Origin of the sequence: Serratia sp. BNK-10, assembly GCF_047456065.1 — a bacterium.
GTDB lineage: Bacteria > Pseudomonadota > Gammaproteobacteria > Enterobacterales > Enterobacteriaceae > Serratia > Serratia ureilytica.
In genome coordinates this window covers 4,437,102-4,453,384 of record NZ_CP179894.1, presented here as the reverse complement: position 1 = coordinate 4,453,384, position 16,283 = coordinate 4,437,102, and the positions used below count along the sequence as shown (strand labels likewise).

Genomic DNA, 16,283 nt, shown 5'->3' with positions numbered 1-16,283 from the left:
GCGTTGACAGTTAGCGCCTATCGCAAGAAAAGCGATCATAATCACAGTCGAACAGGCTACAATCGGACAAACGCGTCATTTTTATTCTCAAGCCTAAGAGTGTTGCTATGAAAAATATCAATCCTAGTCAAACCGCTGCTTGGCAAGCCCTGCAGCAACATTATGCACAGATGAAAGACGTACGGATCGCCGACCTGTTCGCCGAGGACAGCGATCGTTTCTCCAGGTTCTCCGCGACCTTCAACGATCAAATGTTGGTGGACTATTCCAAGAACCGCATCACGCAGGAAACCCTGGAGAAGCTGCAGGCGTTGGCGAAAGAAACCGATCTGCAAGGCGCCATCAAATCGATGTTCGCCGGTGAGAAGATCAACCGCACCGAAGATCGCGCGGTGCTGCACATTGCCCTGCGCAACCGCAGCAACAGCCCGATCCTGGTCGACGGCAAAGACGTGATGCCGGAAGTGAACGCGGTGCTGGCCAAGATCAAACAGTTCTGCGCGCGCGTCATCGGCGGCGAGTGGAAAGGCTACACCGGCAAGCCGATCACCGACGTGGTGAACATCGGCATCGGCGGTTCGGATCTCGGCCCTTACATGGTGACCGAAGCGCTGCGCCCTTATAAAAACCACCTGAACATGCACTTCGTCTCCAACGTTGACGGCACCCACATCGCCGAAACGCTGCAGCCGCTGAACCCGGAAACCACGCTGTTCCTGGTGGCGTCCAAAACCTTCACCACTCAGGAAACCATGACCAACGCCCACAGCGCGCGCGACTGGTTCCTGAGCAGCGCCGTCGATCAACAACACGTGGCCAAGCACTTCGCTGCGTTGTCCACCAACGGCAAAGCGGTGGCCGAGTTCGGCATCGATACCGACAACATGTTCGAATTCTGGGACTGGGTCGGCGGCCGTTACTCGCTGTGGTCGGCGATCGGTCTGTCGATCGCGTTGTCCATCGGTTACGACAACTTCGAGCAGCTGCTGAGCGGCGCGCACGCCATGGATAAGCACTTCGCCGAAACGCCGGCGGAGAAAAACCTGCCGGTGCTGCTGGCGCTGATCGGTATTTGGTACAACAACTTCTTCGGCGCCGAAACCGAAGCCATTCTGCCTTACGATCAGTACATGCACCGTTTTGCCGCTTACTTCCAGCAGGGCAACATGGAATCCAACGGCAAGTACGTCGATCGCAACGGCAATCCGGTGGATTACCAGACCGGCCCGATCATCTGGGGCGAGCCGGGCACTAACGGTCAGCACGCGTTCTACCAACTGATCCACCAGGGCACCAAGCTGGTGCCGTGCGATTTCATCGCGCCGGCCATCAGCCATAACCCGCTGGGCGATCACCACGCCAAACTGCTGTCCAACTTCTTTGCCCAGACCGAAGCGTTGGCGTTCGGCAAGTCGCTGGAAGTGGTGGAAGCCGAGTTCGCGGCGCAGGGTAAAACCCCTGAGCAGGTCAAACACGTGGCGCCGTTCAAAGTGTTTGAAGGCAACCGTCCGACCAACTCGATCCTGCTGCGTGAAATCACCCCGTTCAGCCTGGGCAGCCTGATTGCGCTGTATGAGCACAAGATCTTCACCCAGGGCGCAATCCTGAACATCTTCACCTTCGATCAGTGGGGCGTGGAGTTGGGCAAACAGCTGGCCAACCGCATCCTGCCGGAACTGGCGGGCAGTGAGAAAATCAGCAGCCACGACAGCTCGACCAATGCGCTGATCAACCGCTTCAAGGAATGGCGCTAATCGCCTGATCTGAGCCAATAAAAAAACCCGCCGCGGCGGGTTTTTTTACGTCTGCGAAAAGTTACAGGTTGATCGGCACTTCGAAGCTGACGCCCGCACCTACGTCATCAGCGGTGCTGTGATCGTTGTCGGTGTACCACAGGCTGGTGTCGAACTTAACCTGTGACGGGAAGGTGTAACCCCAGCCGAGCTGAATGCCTTTCAGCGTATCGGAACGCGGGAATGCCCGGTTGATGGTTTGGTTGTTCGGATTCACCTTGGCGTATACCAAGCGGGTGCTCCAACGCTGGCTGTCGTCCAGCACCAGCTCGACGCGACCGGACAGCATCTGGCCGTCGCCGCCCATCGCATGGCCCAGCGGGTAACCTTGCTGGTAGTAACCGCCCCGATAGACGTAGTGGTTGTACATCACGTTGTTGGCGTTGCCGTTAGAACGGGTATCAGAACCTTCGATATGCCAGTTGATGGTGGTCGGGCCCCATTCCGGATGGCCTTCAAGCCCCAACATATAGGCATTATGCGAAGGCAACATGCCAGCTTCATCTTCGCCGGTGATTTGGCCATAAAGGCTGACCGGCATGCCGACTAGCGGCTGCAGCTTGAGTTTGAAGTCAAAACCGCCCAACTGGTTGCCCGGATCGTTTTTCGGATCGCCGGTATTGTCGTTGCCGGTTACGCCATCCCAGAAGGAACGCCAGGAGTGCGGACGGCCATCACCGCCCCACATCATGACGCGTGAAGCGCCCAGCTCCAGGAAATCGGTCGGCATCATGGTCAGGCGACCGCCGAACAGTTTGGTATCCGGCACGGCAGCGTACTGCGACAGCTGACCGGCGGACAACTGGTATTGCCAGCGGCCGATCCACGACAGCCACGGCGTTTCAAACGGCGATTGGTCGGCGCGCTGCAGCATAAAGCCGGCGACCGGGCGCGCGGCGTCGGAGCGGATCAGGCTGCCGTCGTAACCCGGGCCCCACCACTGGGAGACCTCGCCGAAGGAGAGCCATTGGTTCCAGATTTTCACCGCGCCGTAGGAGCCGTTCATATTGAATTTGGAGCCGTCGCTGACGCGCTGGTCGCCTTCCACCGAGCCCTGCAGACGCACGTCCCAGAACTCGCCGTTGGCGCCGGCGCCGATGGTCAGGCGATCGTCGGCGTACTCGTTTTGGCCGAAGCCCTGCGGGGTGCCGGGTTTATCGGTCGAGGCGTAACCGCTGACGCGGATGTTGGCTTTCAGGGCGTCAACGCGGCGTTGCACGCGGTCGATGACGTTTTTCTCGGTATTGGTGACCGGTTTGGCCTGCGCGATAACGGAACTGATCTCTTCCTGACTCAGCGGCCAGGTGGACAGGCTGACGTTGATGACGCCGCGGTCAGACAACCAGGCGAGATCGTTACGCAGATCGTTGTCAGGGGCTACCAGGCCGGCGGCGTGACCGGACAATGCACAGGTAAACAGGCCCGCAGCGACCAGTCCGTTAAGTTTAGCGCGCATAAAGAATTCCCTTGTTAATTCGAGGTTATTGGTTTTATGTAAAGATCTCTGTGACCCATGATAGTTGACATTTCGATTTGCTACAAATCTATAAGTCAGAAACATCTTATTATAACTTTATGAATTAAATGGGGTTTAAAGTGCTTTCGCGAAGGGCGTAATTTTTAGGACAATGCCTATATTGGCAAGCTTGAATCATATAAGCGGTATTCAGAGAGAGGTTTTATGGCAAAAACGTCGCGTTCGATAATGATAGCAAAAGGGCTGCAGCGAGTGCTGAACGTGGGCCTGCTGCTGCTGGCGGCAATTCTGGTGGTGTTTCTGGTCAAGGAAACCATCCATCTGGCGAAGGTGTTATTTATCAACAGCGAAGAGTCGTCCTCTTACCTGTTGATTGAAGGCATCGTGATTTATTTTCTGTACTTTGAATTTATCGCCTTGATCGTCAAGTATTTTGAGTCGGGTTATCATTTCCCGCTGCGCTATTTTATTTATATCGGCATTACCGCGATTATTCGTTTGATTATCGTGGATCACAAAAATCCCATCGACACCCTGATCTACGCGGCGGCGATATTGGTGCTGGTGGTGACGCTCTATCTGGCCAACACCGATCGCCTGAAACGGGAGTAGCGATAAAAATGGCGGCCAGAGGCCGCCAAAGACACAGGATATCATTACCCGTCGTCTTTCAAGCGACAGCGTTGTTGACTGCACTCGCTAACCCCAGTTACTTACTGAAGTAAGCGCCTGGGCTTAGCGAGCTGGTCGCCTGGCTGTAACTTGAAATCCATAGGGTAAAAGATAAGGAAAAACATCAAACGCACTGCAGTGGCACAAATTACCCCTTCACGCCGCCGGCCGTCAGGCCGCCCACCAACCAGCGCTGCGCCAGCAGGAACACGGCGGTAATCGGTATCGCCGACAGCACCGCGGCGGCGGCGAAATCGCCCCACAGGTAGTTCTGCGGGTTGAGATATTGCTGCATGCCCACCGCCAGCGTGTAGCTGTTTACATCGCGCAGCAGCAGCGACGCCACCGGCACCTCGGTGATGGCGGCGATAAACGACAGAATGAACACCACCGCCAGAATCGGCACCGACAGCGGCAGGAGCACCAGCCGGAACGCCTGCCACGGCGTGGCGCCGTCCAGCGCCGCCGCCTCTTCCAGCGAATTGTCGATGGTTTCGAAATAGCCCTTGATGGTCCAGACATGCAGCGCGATGCCGCCCATATAGGCGAAGATCACGCCGCCGTGGGTGTTCAGGCCGATAAACGGAATGTACTGGCCCAGGCGATCGAACAAGGCGTACAGCGCCACCAGCGACAGCACCGCTGGAAACATCTGGAAGATCAGCATGCTTTTCAGCAGCGTGCTCTTGCCGCGAAAACGCATGCGGGCGAAGGCGTAGGCGCAGGTGGTGGACAGCGTCACGATGCCGATGGCGGTGATCGCCGCGATCTTGACTGAGTTCCACAGCCACAGCAGCACCGGGAACGGCGGCGGCGTCACGCTGCCGTCGGCGTGGGTGACGCTGAAGCCGAGCGCCAGCCGCCAGTGATCCCAGGAGAGGGTTTCCGGTATCAGGCTGCCGGTGGCGAAGTTGCCGGCGCGCAGCGAGATGGCCACCACCATCAGCAGCGGGAACATGATCAGGGCGATAAAGCACAGCATCAAAATGTGGGTCATCCACAGGCGCAGGCGCTGGGATTTGGGTTGAACCATGGCCATCGTTATTCTCCCTAATCGAAGTTCATCTTGCTGGCTTTCAAATTCAGGATCGCCAGCGCGCCCACCAACAGGAAGATCAGCGTGGCGATGGCGGCCGCCAGCCCGAAGTCTTGCCCGCCGCCGCCTTCGAAGGCGATGCGGTAGGTGTAGCTGACCAGCAGATCGGTATAGCCGGCCGGCGTGGTGGTGCCGATCATGTCCGGGCCGCCGTTGGTCAGCAGCTGGATCAGCACGAAGTTGTTAAAGTTGAAGGCGAAGCTGGCGATCATCAGCGGCGTCAGCGGCTTGATCAGCAGCGGGAAGGTGATGCGGAAGAAGTTTTGCCACGGGTTGGCGCCGTCCATCGCCGAGGCCTCGTACAGATCGTCCGGGATGGCCTTCAGCAGCCCCATGCACAGGATCATCATGTACGGGTAGCCAAGCCAGGTGTTGACGATCAGGATCATGCTCTTGGCGGTGAGCGGATCGCTGAACCAGGCCGGTTTGATGCCGAACAGGTGGCTGAGCATCATGTTGATCTCGCCGAAGCTCTGGTTGAACAAGCCTTTGAAGATCAGGATCGAGATGAACGACGGTACCGCATAGGGCAGGATCAGCAGCACGCGGTAGATAGCCTTGCCTTTCAGCGCCTCCCACTGCACCACGCAGGCAAGCACCATGCCGACCGCCACGGTAAGGATCACCGTCATCACCGAGAACACGAGGGTCCAGATGAAGATCGACACGAACGGTTTTTTGATGCCCTCGTCCTGCAGCACCCGCAGGAAGTTTTTCCAGCCGGTGGTGACGGTATAGCCTGGGCTCAGGGTTTCCTGCGCCCAGCCGCCGTCGGCGTTGATCGCCTGATAGAAGCCGATGTCGCCGTTCGGCCGGTAGCGCACCTGAGTCTGGTTATTGGTCAGCGTGCTGCCGTCTTGGTCCAGCGCATACAGCGGACGGGTGCCGGAGAACTGGCGCAGGGAGCTCATGCGCAATTCATCGCCGTCCGGCAGCTGCGCCACCAGTTGGCTCAGCGCCTGCCGGTTCTGGGTGATCACCCGCAGCGTGGCGGGTTCGCCCTGCGGCGCGGCGCTCTGGGCCGTCAATTTCAGGGGGAACGGCGGCGTCGCGTCGAGGCGGAAAGGCTCGGAAATCAGCGGCTGTTCACTGTCCGGCGAGGTCAGCTGCAGGCGCCACTGCTGGTTTTCCGCCGGGTAGAGGCCGAAGGTGAACGTTTTGCCGCTTTGGAACTGACGCTGCATCAATACCGATTGCGCGCGCTCAAACGTCAGCTGGTTGGTGCTGCTGTAGTTGGTAAAGGCGATGGCGATGGTGCAGATCAGCGGGAACAGGACGAACAATCCCATGCCGGCGACGCCGGGATACACATAGCGCCAGGCGTAGGCGCGGCGGTTGGCGAAGACGTAAAGCCCGGCGCTGACCAGGATCAGCGTCAGGATGGCGAACAGGTATTCACCCTGTGCATACATCAACACAATCAGGTAGCAGGTCACCAGGCTGAACAGGCCGACCACCAGCCATTTCAGCGCGTCGCTTTGCCACCACTTCGATTTTTTACGCGCGGGCGTCCCGGCGTGAGCGAATTGCATAGGGCGTTCCTTTCTGTGAAGCAACGGCGGGGCGCCACGGCGCCCCGCACGACGACATTACTTGGTGATACGGGTCTGCACATCGTCCAACGCGGCTTTCACCGTTTGGCGGCCGCTGACGGCGTTGAGCACCGCGCTGCGTTCGGCGTACCAGAAAGCGCTCATCTGCGGAATGTTCGGCATGATCTCCCCGTTTTGCGAGTTCTGCATGGTGGCGGCGATCTTCGGATCTTTGGCCAGCGTTTCCTGGTAGGACTTCAGCGCCACCGCGCCCAGCGGTTTGTCTTTGTTGACGTCCGCCAGCCCTTCGTTGGTCAGCAGATAGTTCTCGAGGAACTCGGTCGCCAGTTCTTTATTCGGGCTGGCGGCGTTGATGCCGGCGGTCAGCACGCCGACGAACGGTTTGGACGGTTTGCCTTTGAAGGTCGGCAGCAGCGTCACGCCGTAGTTGATTTTGCTCTGCTCGATGTTGTTCCAGGCCCACGGGCCGTTGATGGTCATCGCGGTCTGGCCTTTGTTGAACGCGGCTTCGGCGATCGAGTAATCGGTATCGGCGTTGATGTGTTTGTTTTTCACCAGATCGACGATGAACTGCAGGCCGGCCTGCGAACCGGCGTTGGCGACGCCGACATCCTTGATGTTGTATTTGCCGTTCTCATACTTGAAGGCATAACCGCCGTCGGCGGCGATGATAGGCCAGGTGAAGTAGGGTTCCTGCAGGTTCCACATGATGGCGCTTTTGCCGCTGGCGCGCAGCTGTTTGTCCAGCGCCGGGATCTCTTCCCAGGTCTTCGGCGGCTGTTTGACCAGGTCTTTATTGTAAATCAGCGACAGCGCTTCGACGGCGATCGGGTAGCCGATCAGCTTGCCGTCATAGCGCACGGCGTCCCAGGTGAACGGGAACAGCTTGTCCTGGAAGGCTTTGGACGGGTGGACTTCGGCCAGCAGGCCGGACTGCGCATAGCCGCCGAAGCGATCGTGGGCCCAGAGGATGATGTCCGGGCCGTCGCCGGTGGCGGCCACCTGCGGATATTTCTCTTCCAGCTTGTCGGGATGCTCGACGGTGACTTTGATGCCGGTGTCTTTTTCGAATTTCTTGCCGACTTCGGCCAGGCCGTTATAGCCCTTGTCGCCGTTGATCCAGATAACCAGTTTGCCTTCCTCTATCTTGGCGAAGGCGGAAGAAGAGAGCACCAGAGTAGCCAGTGCCGAGAGCGCCAGCGTACGGGCGAGGGTAATGCTGCGAGTCATAATCCAGTCCTTCTTTTTGTGGGCACATAAATCAAGGAGAGACGTTTCGCGATCATAGTGGGTCACAACGCGACATATTCTCATCCTCCCCCCCTCTACGCCCCAGAGATGAGGAGTGTGATCCAGTTAACGTTGCGCTCTATTCTGTGGCGTCAGGCACAAAATAGGGGGGCGATTTTTGCCGGTTTGATCACAGATTTGCCTTAAGCGCGGAACTTCTCATCGCCGCGGTCGTTCTCTCATCCTCCCGTCTCCTCCCCCATGAAAAATCCTGTTACGGATGATTACCCTTTCCGGCGACTCCCGCACTATCGGCCCATTGATTTTTAACGCCACGCGCAGCAGGGATACCGGATTTATGTCGTCAATGCCTATCGCCACTCAGCCCACCCTGTACCGGATCCATCCGGCCAGTTTCCGTGACGGAAACGGGGACGGCGTGGGCGACGCGCACGGCATGCTGGCGGCGCTGCCGTACCTGAAAGCGCTGTCGATCGACGGTCTGTTGCTGCCGCAGACGCTGGCGCCGGAGGCCGAAACGGCGGTGACGGGCGAAGGGCTGACGCTGTGGTACGCCGACGAAGCCCATCGCGTTCGTCATGCCGCCGACGTGCAGCGGTTCGCCCACGGCGCGCTGGCGCTCGACGTGATGCCGTTCAGCGCGGAAAAGCTGGTGGCGGTGCTGCATGCCCGCCGCGCCACGTTGGCGGACAGCCTGTGGAGCACCGGCGACGCCGATCAGCCTCGGGTGGTCAGCCGCTGGGGGCAGGGCGACCTGCGTTCCGCCGCCGCCTTTTTGACGCTGCTGGCGATGTTGCCGGCGCCGATCTGCCTGTACCAGGGCGAGGAGCTGGGGCTGCCGCACGCCGCCGGCCTGCAGGATCCGCGCGGCGCGCAAACGCCGATGCCGTGGCATGAAGCCCCCGAACAGGTCACCGCCGGGGAGATCAGCTGGTATCAGCAGGTGGCGATCGAACACCGCGCGTTGGCCATCAGTCGCCAACAGCACGACAGCCACTCCACCTTGCGTTACTGCCAGACGCTGCTGGCCCTGCGCCGTTCGCCGCTTTTCCAGCGCGGCGAGCTGAGCGCGGTCAGCCAGCGCGATGGCGTGGTGCGCTTACTTATTACCCATCAGGATCAATGCCTTGAAGCGCTGATAAACCTGCAGCCTTATACTCAGGCGGCCGCGCCGTCTGAGGCGACCTTGCCGTTGGCATGGCAGCACGGCGCGCAGCAAGAGGGTCATCAATGGGTTTTGGCGGGCTTTGCCTCCGCCATTTTCACACGACATGTTAACTGCGAAAGCAGGGGAGTAACGCATGGCTAGCGTGACACTGCGCAGCGTTTATAAGGCCTTCGGTGAGGCCGTGATTTCCAAAGACGTCAATCTGACCATCGAAGACGGCGAGTTTGTGGTGTTTGTCGGGCCGTCGGGCTGCGGCAAATCGACGCTGCTGCGCATGATCGCCGGGCTGGAGGACATCACCTCCGGCGACCTGCTGATCGGCGAGAAACGCATGAATGAAGTGCCGCCTTCCGAGCGCGGCATCGGCATGGTGTTCCAGTCTTACGCGCTGTATCCGCACCTGTCGGTGGCGGACAACATGTCGTTCGGCCTGAAGCTGGCCGGCGCCAAGAAAGCGGAAATCAATCAACGGGTGAACCAGGTTTCCGAGGTGCTGCAGTTGGCGCACCTGCTCGATCGGCGGCCGAAGGCGCTGTCCGGCGGGCAGCGTCAGCGCGTGGCGATCGGCCGCACGCTGGTGGCCGAGCCGGACGTGTTCCTACTCGACGAGCCGCTGTCCAACCTCGACGCCGCGCTGCGGGTGCAGATGCGCATTGAGATCTCCCGTCTGCACAAGCGCCTGCAGCGCACCATGATTTACGTCACCCATGATCAGGTCGAAGCGATGACGCTGGCCGACAAGATCGTGGTGCTCGACGCCGGTCGCGTGGCGCAGGTCGGCAAGCCGCTGGAGCTGTATCACTACCCGGCCAACCGCTTCGTCGCCGGGTTTATCGGCTCACCGAAGATGAACTTCCTGCCGGTCAAGGTCACCGCGGCGGAGCCGCGACAGGTGCAGGTCGAACTGCCCAACCGTCAGCTGGTCTGGCTGCCGGTGGAAGGCGCGGGTGTCCAACCCGGCGCCAACCTGTCACTGGGCATTCGCCCTGAACATCTGCTGCCCGGCGAAGCCTCTGAAGTGCGGCTTACCGGCGACGTGCAGGTGGTGGAGCAGCTCGGCAACGAGACGCAAATCCATATCCAAATCCCGGCCATCCGTCAAAACCTGGTGTACCGCCAGAATGACGTGGTGCTGGTAGAAGAAGGTGCCACATTCGCCATCGGCCTGCCGCCTCACCGCTGCCACCTGTTCCGTGAAGACGGTACGGCATGTAAACGGCTGCACCAGGAGCCGGGCGTTTAAAGCATCAAAGTCGGTATAACAGGAGAATAATGATGACTACTCTGCGCAAACTTCCTCTGGCACTGGCTGTCGCCGCCGGTGTTCTCTCTACTCAGGCGCTGGCCGTGGATTTCCACGGTTACGCCCGTTCCGGCATCGGCTGGACCGGCAGCGGCGGTGAGCAACAGTGCTTCAAGGCCACCGGCGCCGCGAGCAAATACCGTCTCGGCAACGAGTGCGAAACCTACGCCGAGCTGAAACTGGGGCAGGAAGTGTGGAAAGAAGGCGACAAGAGCTTCTATTTCGACACTAACCTGGCCTATTCGGTCTCGCAGCGCTCCGACTGGGAAGACGTGACGCCGGGCTTCCGCGAAGTGAACGTGCAGGGTAAAAACCTGATCGAGTGGCTGCCGGGCTCCACGCTGTGGGCCGGTAAGCGTTTCTATCAGCGTCATGACGTTCACATGATCGACTTCTACTACTGGGATATCTCCGGCCCGGGCGCCGGTCTGGAAAACATCGATCTGGGCTTCGGCAAGCTGTCCGCCGCCGTGACCCGCAACTCGGAATCTGGCGGCTCTTACGGCTACCTGGATAACGAATGGAAACAGCGTCCGACCGTCAACGATACCTTCGACGTGCGCTTGGCCGGGCTGGAGCTGAACCCGGGCGGCACCCTGGAGCTGGGCGTGGACTACGGCCGAGCCAATGCGCAGGATAACTACCGCCTGGCCGACGGGGCCAGCAAAGACGGCTGGATGTTCACCGCCGAACACACGCAAAGCATCCTGAACGGTTACAACAAATTCGTGCTGCAGTACGCCACCGACTCGATGACCTCGCAGAACAACGGCCGCAACGAAGGCGCCACCATCGATAACAACGGCAAGATGATCCGCGTGTTGGATCACGGCGCCATCGACTTCAACGATCAGTGGGCGCTGATGTACGTCGCCATGTTCCAGGACATTGACCGCGACAACAACAACGGCACCACCTGGTACACCGTGGGCGTGCGTCCGATGTACAAATGGACGCCGATCATGAGCACCCTGCTGGAAGCCGGCTACGACAACGTCAAATCTCAGCGCACCGGCGATCGCAACGGCCAGTATAAAGTGACCCTGGCGCAGCAATGGCAGGCGGGCAACAGCATTTGGTCGCGTCCGGCCATCCGCCTGTTCGCCACCTACGCCAAGTGGGACGAGAAGTGGGGCTACGCCACCGGCGATGACACCGGGTATAACGCCGGCACCGCTTACAACGACACCAGCATGCATACCTTCAGCCGCGGCAAGGATGACGAAGTCACCTTCGGCGCCCAGATGGAAATTTGGTGGTAACGACAGGACGGGGAGGGCCGCCGGCTCTCCCCCAACCGCATTCGCCGCGGCCCGATCTCTTGCCTGATCCGCCGCGGTGCTGAAAGAGGATATAACGATGAAAAAGAATCTGCTGTCACTCTGCCTGTCGCTGGCGCTGACCGTCGGCGCGCCTTTGGCGGCCAACGCCGATACGCCGGCCAACGTTTCCGTCGCCCCGGCCATCAGCGCCGCCACGCTGCAAAGCCTGCCGTGGCAGCCGCTGCAACCGCCGGTGTCGCAAGAAGTGAAGCTCGACGCCGTTAGCCCGCAGCTCAATCAGGGCGACATTCAGGGGGCGATCGCCGCCTATACGCTGCCGGCCGATCGCGGTTCGCTGGAAGTGACGCTGAGCAGCCTCGCCAAGAACAATTCGCTGTACGCGCCGAGCGTGCTGGTGCTGGACGAGCATCTGCGCCCGGCGGCGTATTACCCGAGCAGCTATTTCCCTTACCAGCCGCCGGGGGCGATGTCCTCCGATCGCCTCGAAGGCACGTTGAAACTGACGCCGGCGCTCGGTCAAAAACAGATTTACCTGCTGGTGTACACCACCCGTCAGGATTTGGCGAAAACCACGCAGTTGACTAACCCGGCCAAGGCCTACGCGCAGGGCGTGGGTAACGCAGTGCCGGATATCCCGGATCCGATCGCCGGCCACGCGACGACCGGCACGCTGAAGCTCAAGGTGACCGCGGAACAGGGCACCGGCAACGTGATGATTGGCATGCTGCAGCCTGCGCCGACCGTGGCGCCGGTGGTGGTGGGATCAACCGCACCGGCCGCCGTGACGGCGCCTGCACCGACGCCGGAGAAACCGGCGGAGCCGATGCTCAACGATACCGAAAGCTACTTCAATAACGGCATCAAGCAGGCGGTGAAGGCGGGCGATATCGACAAGGCGCTGAAACTGATGAATGAGGCCGAGAAACTGGGCTCGACCACTGCGCGTAAAACGTTTATCAGCAGCGTAAAAGGCAAGGGGTAACACCCGACGCTGCCGATGCTGGCTCGATGATTGGTGCGCCTTGGCGCACCTTTTTTCATCCGCGGGCCAGCGTTGCGCCGATCAACGCCAGCAGACGGGTGTTGTCCACCTGCTGCATGATGCGCACCGGCTTACCCTGCGGCGCCGGCATGCCGACCGTCAGGCGCAGGCTGTCCGGCCGCCAACGGCGTGAGCTGCCGCGCGTCAGCGCCCCTTCCAGCGCCACATCCACATGGAACATCTCGGTCGTGACCAGCTGCGGTGCCAGCAGCCAGGCGATCACCAGCGCATCATGGATCCAGCAGCCCGGCAGGCGCCGCGTATGGCGCGAATAATCGATCCACGGCTGCGTGGTGGCGCGCAAATAGCGGCACAGCGGCGTATCCGGCTGCGTCAGTGCGGCCAGATCCGCCTGGGTCAGCATGGTCTGGGTGGTGACGTCCAGCGGCGCCAGCGTGATAGCGGCGCCACTGTTCAGCACCAGCCGCGCGGCTTCCGGATCCAGGCCGAAATTGGTGTCCTTGATGTATCCCTCGACGTTGAACACGCCGCCCATGATCACGATCTCTTTCACCGCCTGCGCCATCTGCGGGTACAGCTGCATGGCGTGCGCAACGTTGGTCAGCGGGCCGATCGCCGCCAGCGTTATCTCGCCGGGATGGCGGCAGATCAGCTCGCCGATGGCGATGGCGGCGTCCGGTGCGGGCGCGTTGGCGAGTGAGGGCGCAGGCAAGTCGCGCCACAGCGCCGCCAGCTTGGGATCGGCGATCGGCCTGTCCAGATGCGCGCGCCATGGCTCCGGCGGCTCGCTCAGGGCGCGCGCCGCGCCGAGGGCGACCGGCACCTGGTAGCCGCTTTGCGCCAGCAGCTCGCTGGCGACGGCGAAGCCCACTTCGCGCGGGGTGTTGCCGGCCACGATGCTGATCAGTTCCAGCTGCAGCTGCGGTTTGGCCGCCAGCGCCAGGGCCAGCGCCAGGCCGTCGTCGACGTTGGCACCGGGAACGCCGTTGCCGGGATCGCAATCAATGATCAAACGCATAGAAGGTGTCCTGAAAAACCGCTAACAGCCGCACGAGCGGCGGATGCGCAGTTGAAAAGCGAATTCATGCAGCTCGGCGGGCGCGGCGCCGGCGGCCAGCATGGCGATGGCCCGCTTGGCCATGGCGTCGATAGGCTGCTCGACCGCGCTGAGCGGCGGCACGCTGAATTCGGATTGCTGCGTGCCGTTAAAACAGATCAGCGCCAGATCGTCCGGCGCGCGCAACCCATGCTCCGCCAGCGCCGACAGGCAGCCGAGCGCCTGCTGCTCGTTGGAGGTGAAAACGGCGCGCGGGCGCGGGCCTTGCACCATGCGCTGGGTGGCCTGGTAGCCGCCCTGGCGGGTGTAAGGCGCCTCGAAAATCCACTCGTCGCGCGGCGCAATGCCCGCCTCCAGCAGCGCATCGCGCCAACCGTTCAGGCGATCCTGCGCGTTGAGCATGGTTAGCGGGCCGATAAAAATGCCGATGTCGCGATAGCCGTGCTGCAGCAGATGGCGGGTCGCCTGGCAGGCGGCGTCGCGCTCGTCGACGCGGATGGCGCAGACGCCAGCCTGGCTGTCGATAGTGTCTATCATCACGCAGGGCGTGCCGGAGGCACGGATCAGCTCGAACCACGGATGGCGATCGACGCTGGTGTACAGCAGGCCGTCGACCTGGCGACGCAGCAGGTTATTGATCAGCTCATACTCGCGCTGCCGGTCATCGCCGGCGTCGCCCAGCAGCAGCACGCGGCCGCGGCTGAAGGCCTCCTGCTGCAGCGCCCGCGCCAGCGTGGCGAAGAACGGGTTGGAAATATCCGGCACCACCAGCCCGTAGGTTTGCGTGCTGCCGGAGGCCAATGCCCGCGCGATGTCGTTCGGCCGGTAGCCGGTCTGCTCGATCGCCGCCAGCACGCGCAGCCGGGTGGCTTCCGCCACCGGGCGCGGGCCGTTGTTGATCACATAGCTGACCACGGCGACGGAGGTGCCCGCTACGCGGGCCACGTCGGCGCGGGTAACGCGTCGCGCGGAGTGATTATCCAAATTGGGATCCTGTTCGCCTTCTCGCTACGCGGCATCCTGCGGCAGGTTGAGATCGCGGCCGCGGGTTTCGGGAGCAAAGAAGGTGGTGATTAAGCCGATGGCCGCCATTACAACAAAATAGCAGGCGACAGGCCACCAGTGACCGAAACCGGACAGCAGCGCGGTGGCGATCAGCGGCGCGGTGCCGCCCGAGAGGATCGAACCGAGCTCTTTGGCGAACGCCATCTTGGAGTAGCGATTCTTCACGCCGAACAGTTCGACGCCGTAGGCCGCCTGAACGCCGAAGATCCCCAGCGACGCGATGCACATGCCGACCACGATCACCGAGATGACGATAGCCGGTTCACGGCTGTCGAGCAGCCAGAACGCCGGGAAGGCATACAGCACCAGCAGCAGGCAGAACCAGCGGTAGGTAATGCGGCGGCCGAAACGATCGGACAGCCAGCCGGCCAGCGGGATCACCAGAAAACCGCACAGCGAGGCGATCAACACCGCCAGCGCCGGCACCGATTTATCGACCATCAGCACCTTGGCGACATAGCCGACGATAAAGCCCTGGCACAGGTAGGAAGGGCCGTTTTCGCCGATGCGCAGGCCGAGCATCACCCAGAACGCTTTGGTACGTTGCAGGTAGCTGCGCGTATCTGGCGCGGCCTGGGCGGCGTCCAGCATGCGCTGGTGGTTTTGCTGCAGCTCGCGTTCGAACACCGGCGTTTCCCGCACGTGACGGCGCAGGTACAGCGCCACCCCGGCGATCAGAATGCTGGCGAGGAACGGAATGCGCCAGCCCCAGCTCATCAGATCTTCCTTGTCCAGCTGCAGCACCAGCAGCCATACCAGCGACGCCAGCAGGGTGCCGCTGTTGGAGCCGATGGCGATGATCGACGCCACCAGCCCGCGCCGCTTGGCCGGCGCGTATTCCGCCAGCATCACCGCGCCGCCGGACAGCTCCGCACCGGCGCCGAACCCCTGCGCGAAGCGCAGGATCACCAGGCAGGCGGGCGCCCAGACGCCGATTTGCGCATAGGACGGGATCAGGCCGATCAGCGTGGTGGAGAGGCCCATCAGCGCCACGGTGGTGATCAGCACCACGCGGCGGCCTTTGCGGTCGCCGATCCAGCCGAACACCAGCGCGCCGATCGGCCGCGCGACGAAGCCGACGGAGTAGGTGGCGAAACTGGCCAGCAGCGCCACCAGCGGCGTGGCTTCCGGGAAGAACACGTCGCCGAACACCATGCCGGCCGCCAGGCCGTACAGCGCGAAGTCGACGTATTCCATGGCGGTGCCGAGCCAGCAGGAGAAGGTGGCGCGCCAAAATTGGCTGCGCCCCTCTTTGGTCGCCAGGCGTTCATCGGCCGCTAGCGCGGCGTCGGCGGTCTGTGAAGGGGCAAGCGTTGTTTCGCTCATGGCAGTGCTATCCTCTTTTGTTCTGCGCCTGAAGGGGCGCGGTTAAAGATGGTTTCCCTGGTGCCGGCAACAAAGGTGTGCCGACAAATCATGTCGGACGCATGGCGATTCAACGCTGCTGTATCAGGGTATCTACGCGCGTAGATAACACAACGCGAGGAAGCTGAAACTTTGCGGGCGATCACAGAATCGTCAGCGCGCCGGGAAATGAAGATAGAGAATGCGGATGGCAAAAA

13 protein-coding genes are annotated in these 16,283 nt (G+C 61.3%); 6 read left to right on the top strand and 7 right to left on the bottom strand.

Annotation, left to right across the window (positions count from 1 at the left end; translation table 11 throughout):
* The first annotated feature begins 107 nt into the window (after window positions 1–107).
* Window positions 108–1,754, top strand: coding sequence for a glucose-6-phosphate isomerase (gene pgi / locus ACMGG9_RS21430; protein WP_033651205.1), 1,647 nt, complete (start codon window positions 108–110; stop codon window positions 1,752–1,754).
* A 61-nt stretch (window positions 1,755–1,815) separates the two neighbouring features.
* Here pgi and ACMGG9_RS21425 read toward each other — a convergent pair whose 3' ends face one another.
* A complete protein-coding gene (locus ACMGG9_RS21425; protein WP_147881353.1) occupies window positions 1,816–3,249 on the bottom strand; it encodes a capsule assembly Wzi family protein in 1,434 nt (477 codons plus the stop codon).
* 225 nt (window positions 3,250–3,474) lie between these two features.
* On the opposite strand from ACMGG9_RS21425, the gene psiE reads away from it, so the two are divergent.
* The gene (psiE, locus tag ACMGG9_RS21420; protein WP_015379238.1) at window positions 3,475–3,882 is read left to right on the top strand and encodes a phosphate-starvation-inducible protein PsiE; all 408 of its coding nucleotides are present in this window, start codon (window positions 3,475–3,477) and stop codon (window positions 3,880–3,882) included.
* A gap of 208 nt (window positions 3,883–4,090) precedes the next feature.
* Here the strand turns inward: psiE and malG are convergent, their stop codons facing one another.
* The 3 genes from malG to malE are packed head-to-tail and all read right to left on the bottom strand — an operon-like array spanning window position 4,091 to window position 7,821.
* Complete coding sequence (gene malG, locus ACMGG9_RS21415) at window positions 4,091–4,981, bottom strand: maltose ABC transporter permease MalG (RefSeq protein ID WP_033651207.1); 891 nt, start codon at window positions 4,979–4,981, stop codon at window positions 4,091–4,093.
* 11 nt (window positions 4,982–4,992) lie between these two features.
* Window positions 4,993–6,570, bottom strand: coding sequence for a maltose ABC transporter permease MalF (gene malF / locus ACMGG9_RS21410; protein WP_414161709.1), 1,578 nt, complete (start codon window positions 6,568–6,570; stop codon window positions 4,993–4,995).
* Between the two features lie 57 nt (window positions 6,571–6,627).
* A complete protein-coding gene (gene malE / locus ACMGG9_RS21405; protein WP_033651209.1) occupies window positions 6,628–7,821 on the bottom strand; it encodes a maltose/maltodextrin ABC transporter substrate-binding protein MalE in 1,194 nt (397 codons plus the stop codon).
* Window positions 7,822–8,179: 358 nt separating this feature from the next.
* Here malE and ACMGG9_RS21400 point away from each other — a divergent pair, with 358 nt between their 5' ends.
* The 4 genes from ACMGG9_RS21400 to malM all read left to right on the top strand — a co-directional run bounded on the left by ACMGG9_RS21400 (window position 8,180) and on the right by malM (window position 12,578).
* A complete protein-coding gene (locus ACMGG9_RS21400; protein ID WP_033651344.1) occupies window positions 8,180–9,151 on the top strand; it encodes an alpha-amylase family glycosyl hydrolase in 972 nt (323 codons plus the stop codon).
* Window positions 9,144–10,253, top strand: coding sequence for a maltose/maltodextrin ABC transporter ATP-binding protein MalK (gene malK, locus ACMGG9_RS21395; protein WP_016930284.1), 1,110 nt, complete (start codon window positions 9,144–9,146; stop codon window positions 10,251–10,253). The genes ACMGG9_RS21400 and malK overlap by 8 nt, the downstream gene beginning before the upstream one ends.
* Window positions 10,254–10,285: 32 nt before the next feature.
* A complete protein-coding gene (locus tag ACMGG9_RS21390; protein ID WP_025304461.1) occupies window positions 10,286–11,575 on the top strand; it encodes a maltoporin in 1,290 nt (429 codons plus the stop codon).
* A 97-nt stretch (window positions 11,576–11,672) separates the two neighbouring features.
* On the top strand, window positions 11,673–12,578 hold the full coding sequence (malM, locus tag ACMGG9_RS21385; protein WP_033651211.1) for a maltose operon protein MalM: 906 nt from the start codon (window positions 11,673–11,675) through the stop codon (window positions 12,576–12,578).
* Between the two features lie 55 nt (window positions 12,579–12,633).
* On the opposite strand, the gene ACMGG9_RS21380 is transcribed toward malM, so the two are convergent.
* The 3 genes from ACMGG9_RS21380 to ACMGG9_RS21370 are packed head-to-tail and all read right to left on the bottom strand — an operon-like array spanning window position 12,634 to window position 16,047.
* Entirely contained in the window at window positions 12,634–13,617 is a 984-nt protein-coding gene (locus ACMGG9_RS21380) for a nucleoside hydrolase (RefSeq protein WP_414161708.1), read from the bottom strand.
* A 21-nt stretch (window positions 13,618–13,638) separates the two neighbouring features.
* The gene (locus ACMGG9_RS21375) at window positions 13,639–14,640 is read right to left on the bottom strand and encodes a LacI family DNA-binding transcriptional regulator (protein WP_033644401.1); all 1,002 of its coding nucleotides are present in this window, start codon (window positions 14,638–14,640) and stop codon (window positions 13,639–13,641) included.
* Between the two features lie 24 nt (window positions 14,641–14,664).
* Window positions 14,665–16,047 (bottom strand): MFS transporter, encoded by a 1,383-nt coding sequence (locus ACMGG9_RS21370; protein ID WP_033651213.1) that lies wholly within the window; start codon window positions 16,045–16,047, stop codon window positions 14,665–14,667.
* Window positions 16,048–16,283: the final 236 nt, after the last annotated feature.

What these genes read in the sequence shown, in the direction of transcription:
- pgi (WP_033651205.1), top strand. Translation starts at nt 108, where the DNA reads ATGAAAAATATCAATCCTAGTCAAACCGCTGCTTGGCAAGCCCTGCAG.
- ACMGG9_RS21425 (WP_147881353.1), bottom strand. Translation starts at nt 3,249, where the DNA reads ATGCGCGCTAAACTTAACGGACTGGTCGCTGCGGGCCTGTTTACCTGT.
- psiE (WP_015379238.1), top strand. Translation starts at nt 3,475, where the DNA reads ATGGCAAAAACGTCGCGTTCGATAATGATAGCAAAAGGGCTGCAGCGA.
- malG (WP_033651207.1), bottom strand. Translation starts at nt 4,981, where the DNA reads ATGGCCATGGTTCAACCCAAATCCCAGCGCCTGCGCCTGTGGATGACC.
- malF (WP_414161709.1), bottom strand. Translation starts at nt 6,570, where the DNA reads ATGCAATTCGCTCACGCCGGGACGCCCGCGCGTAAAAAATCGAAGTGG.
- malE (WP_033651209.1), bottom strand. Translation starts at nt 7,821, where the DNA reads ATGACTCGCAGCATTACCCTCGCCCGTACGCTGGCGCTCTCGGCACTG.
- ACMGG9_RS21400 (WP_033651344.1), top strand. Translation starts at nt 8,180, where the DNA reads ATGTCGTCAATGCCTATCGCCACTCAGCCCACCCTGTACCGGATCCAT.
- malK (WP_016930284.1), top strand. Translation starts at nt 9,144, where the DNA reads ATGGCTAGCGTGACACTGCGCAGCGTTTATAAGGCCTTCGGTGAGGCC.
- ACMGG9_RS21390 (WP_025304461.1), top strand. Translation starts at nt 10,286, where the DNA reads ATGACTACTCTGCGCAAACTTCCTCTGGCACTGGCTGTCGCCGCCGGT.
- malM (WP_033651211.1), top strand. Translation starts at nt 11,673, where the DNA reads ATGAAAAAGAATCTGCTGTCACTCTGCCTGTCGCTGGCGCTGACCGTC.
- ACMGG9_RS21380 (WP_414161708.1), bottom strand. Translation starts at nt 13,617, where the DNA reads ATGCGTTTGATCATTGATTGCGATCCCGGCAACGGCGTTCCCGGTGCC.
- ACMGG9_RS21370 (WP_033651213.1), bottom strand. Translation starts at nt 16,047, where the DNA reads ATGAGCGAAACAACGCTTGCCCCTTCACAGACCGCCGACGCCGCGCTA.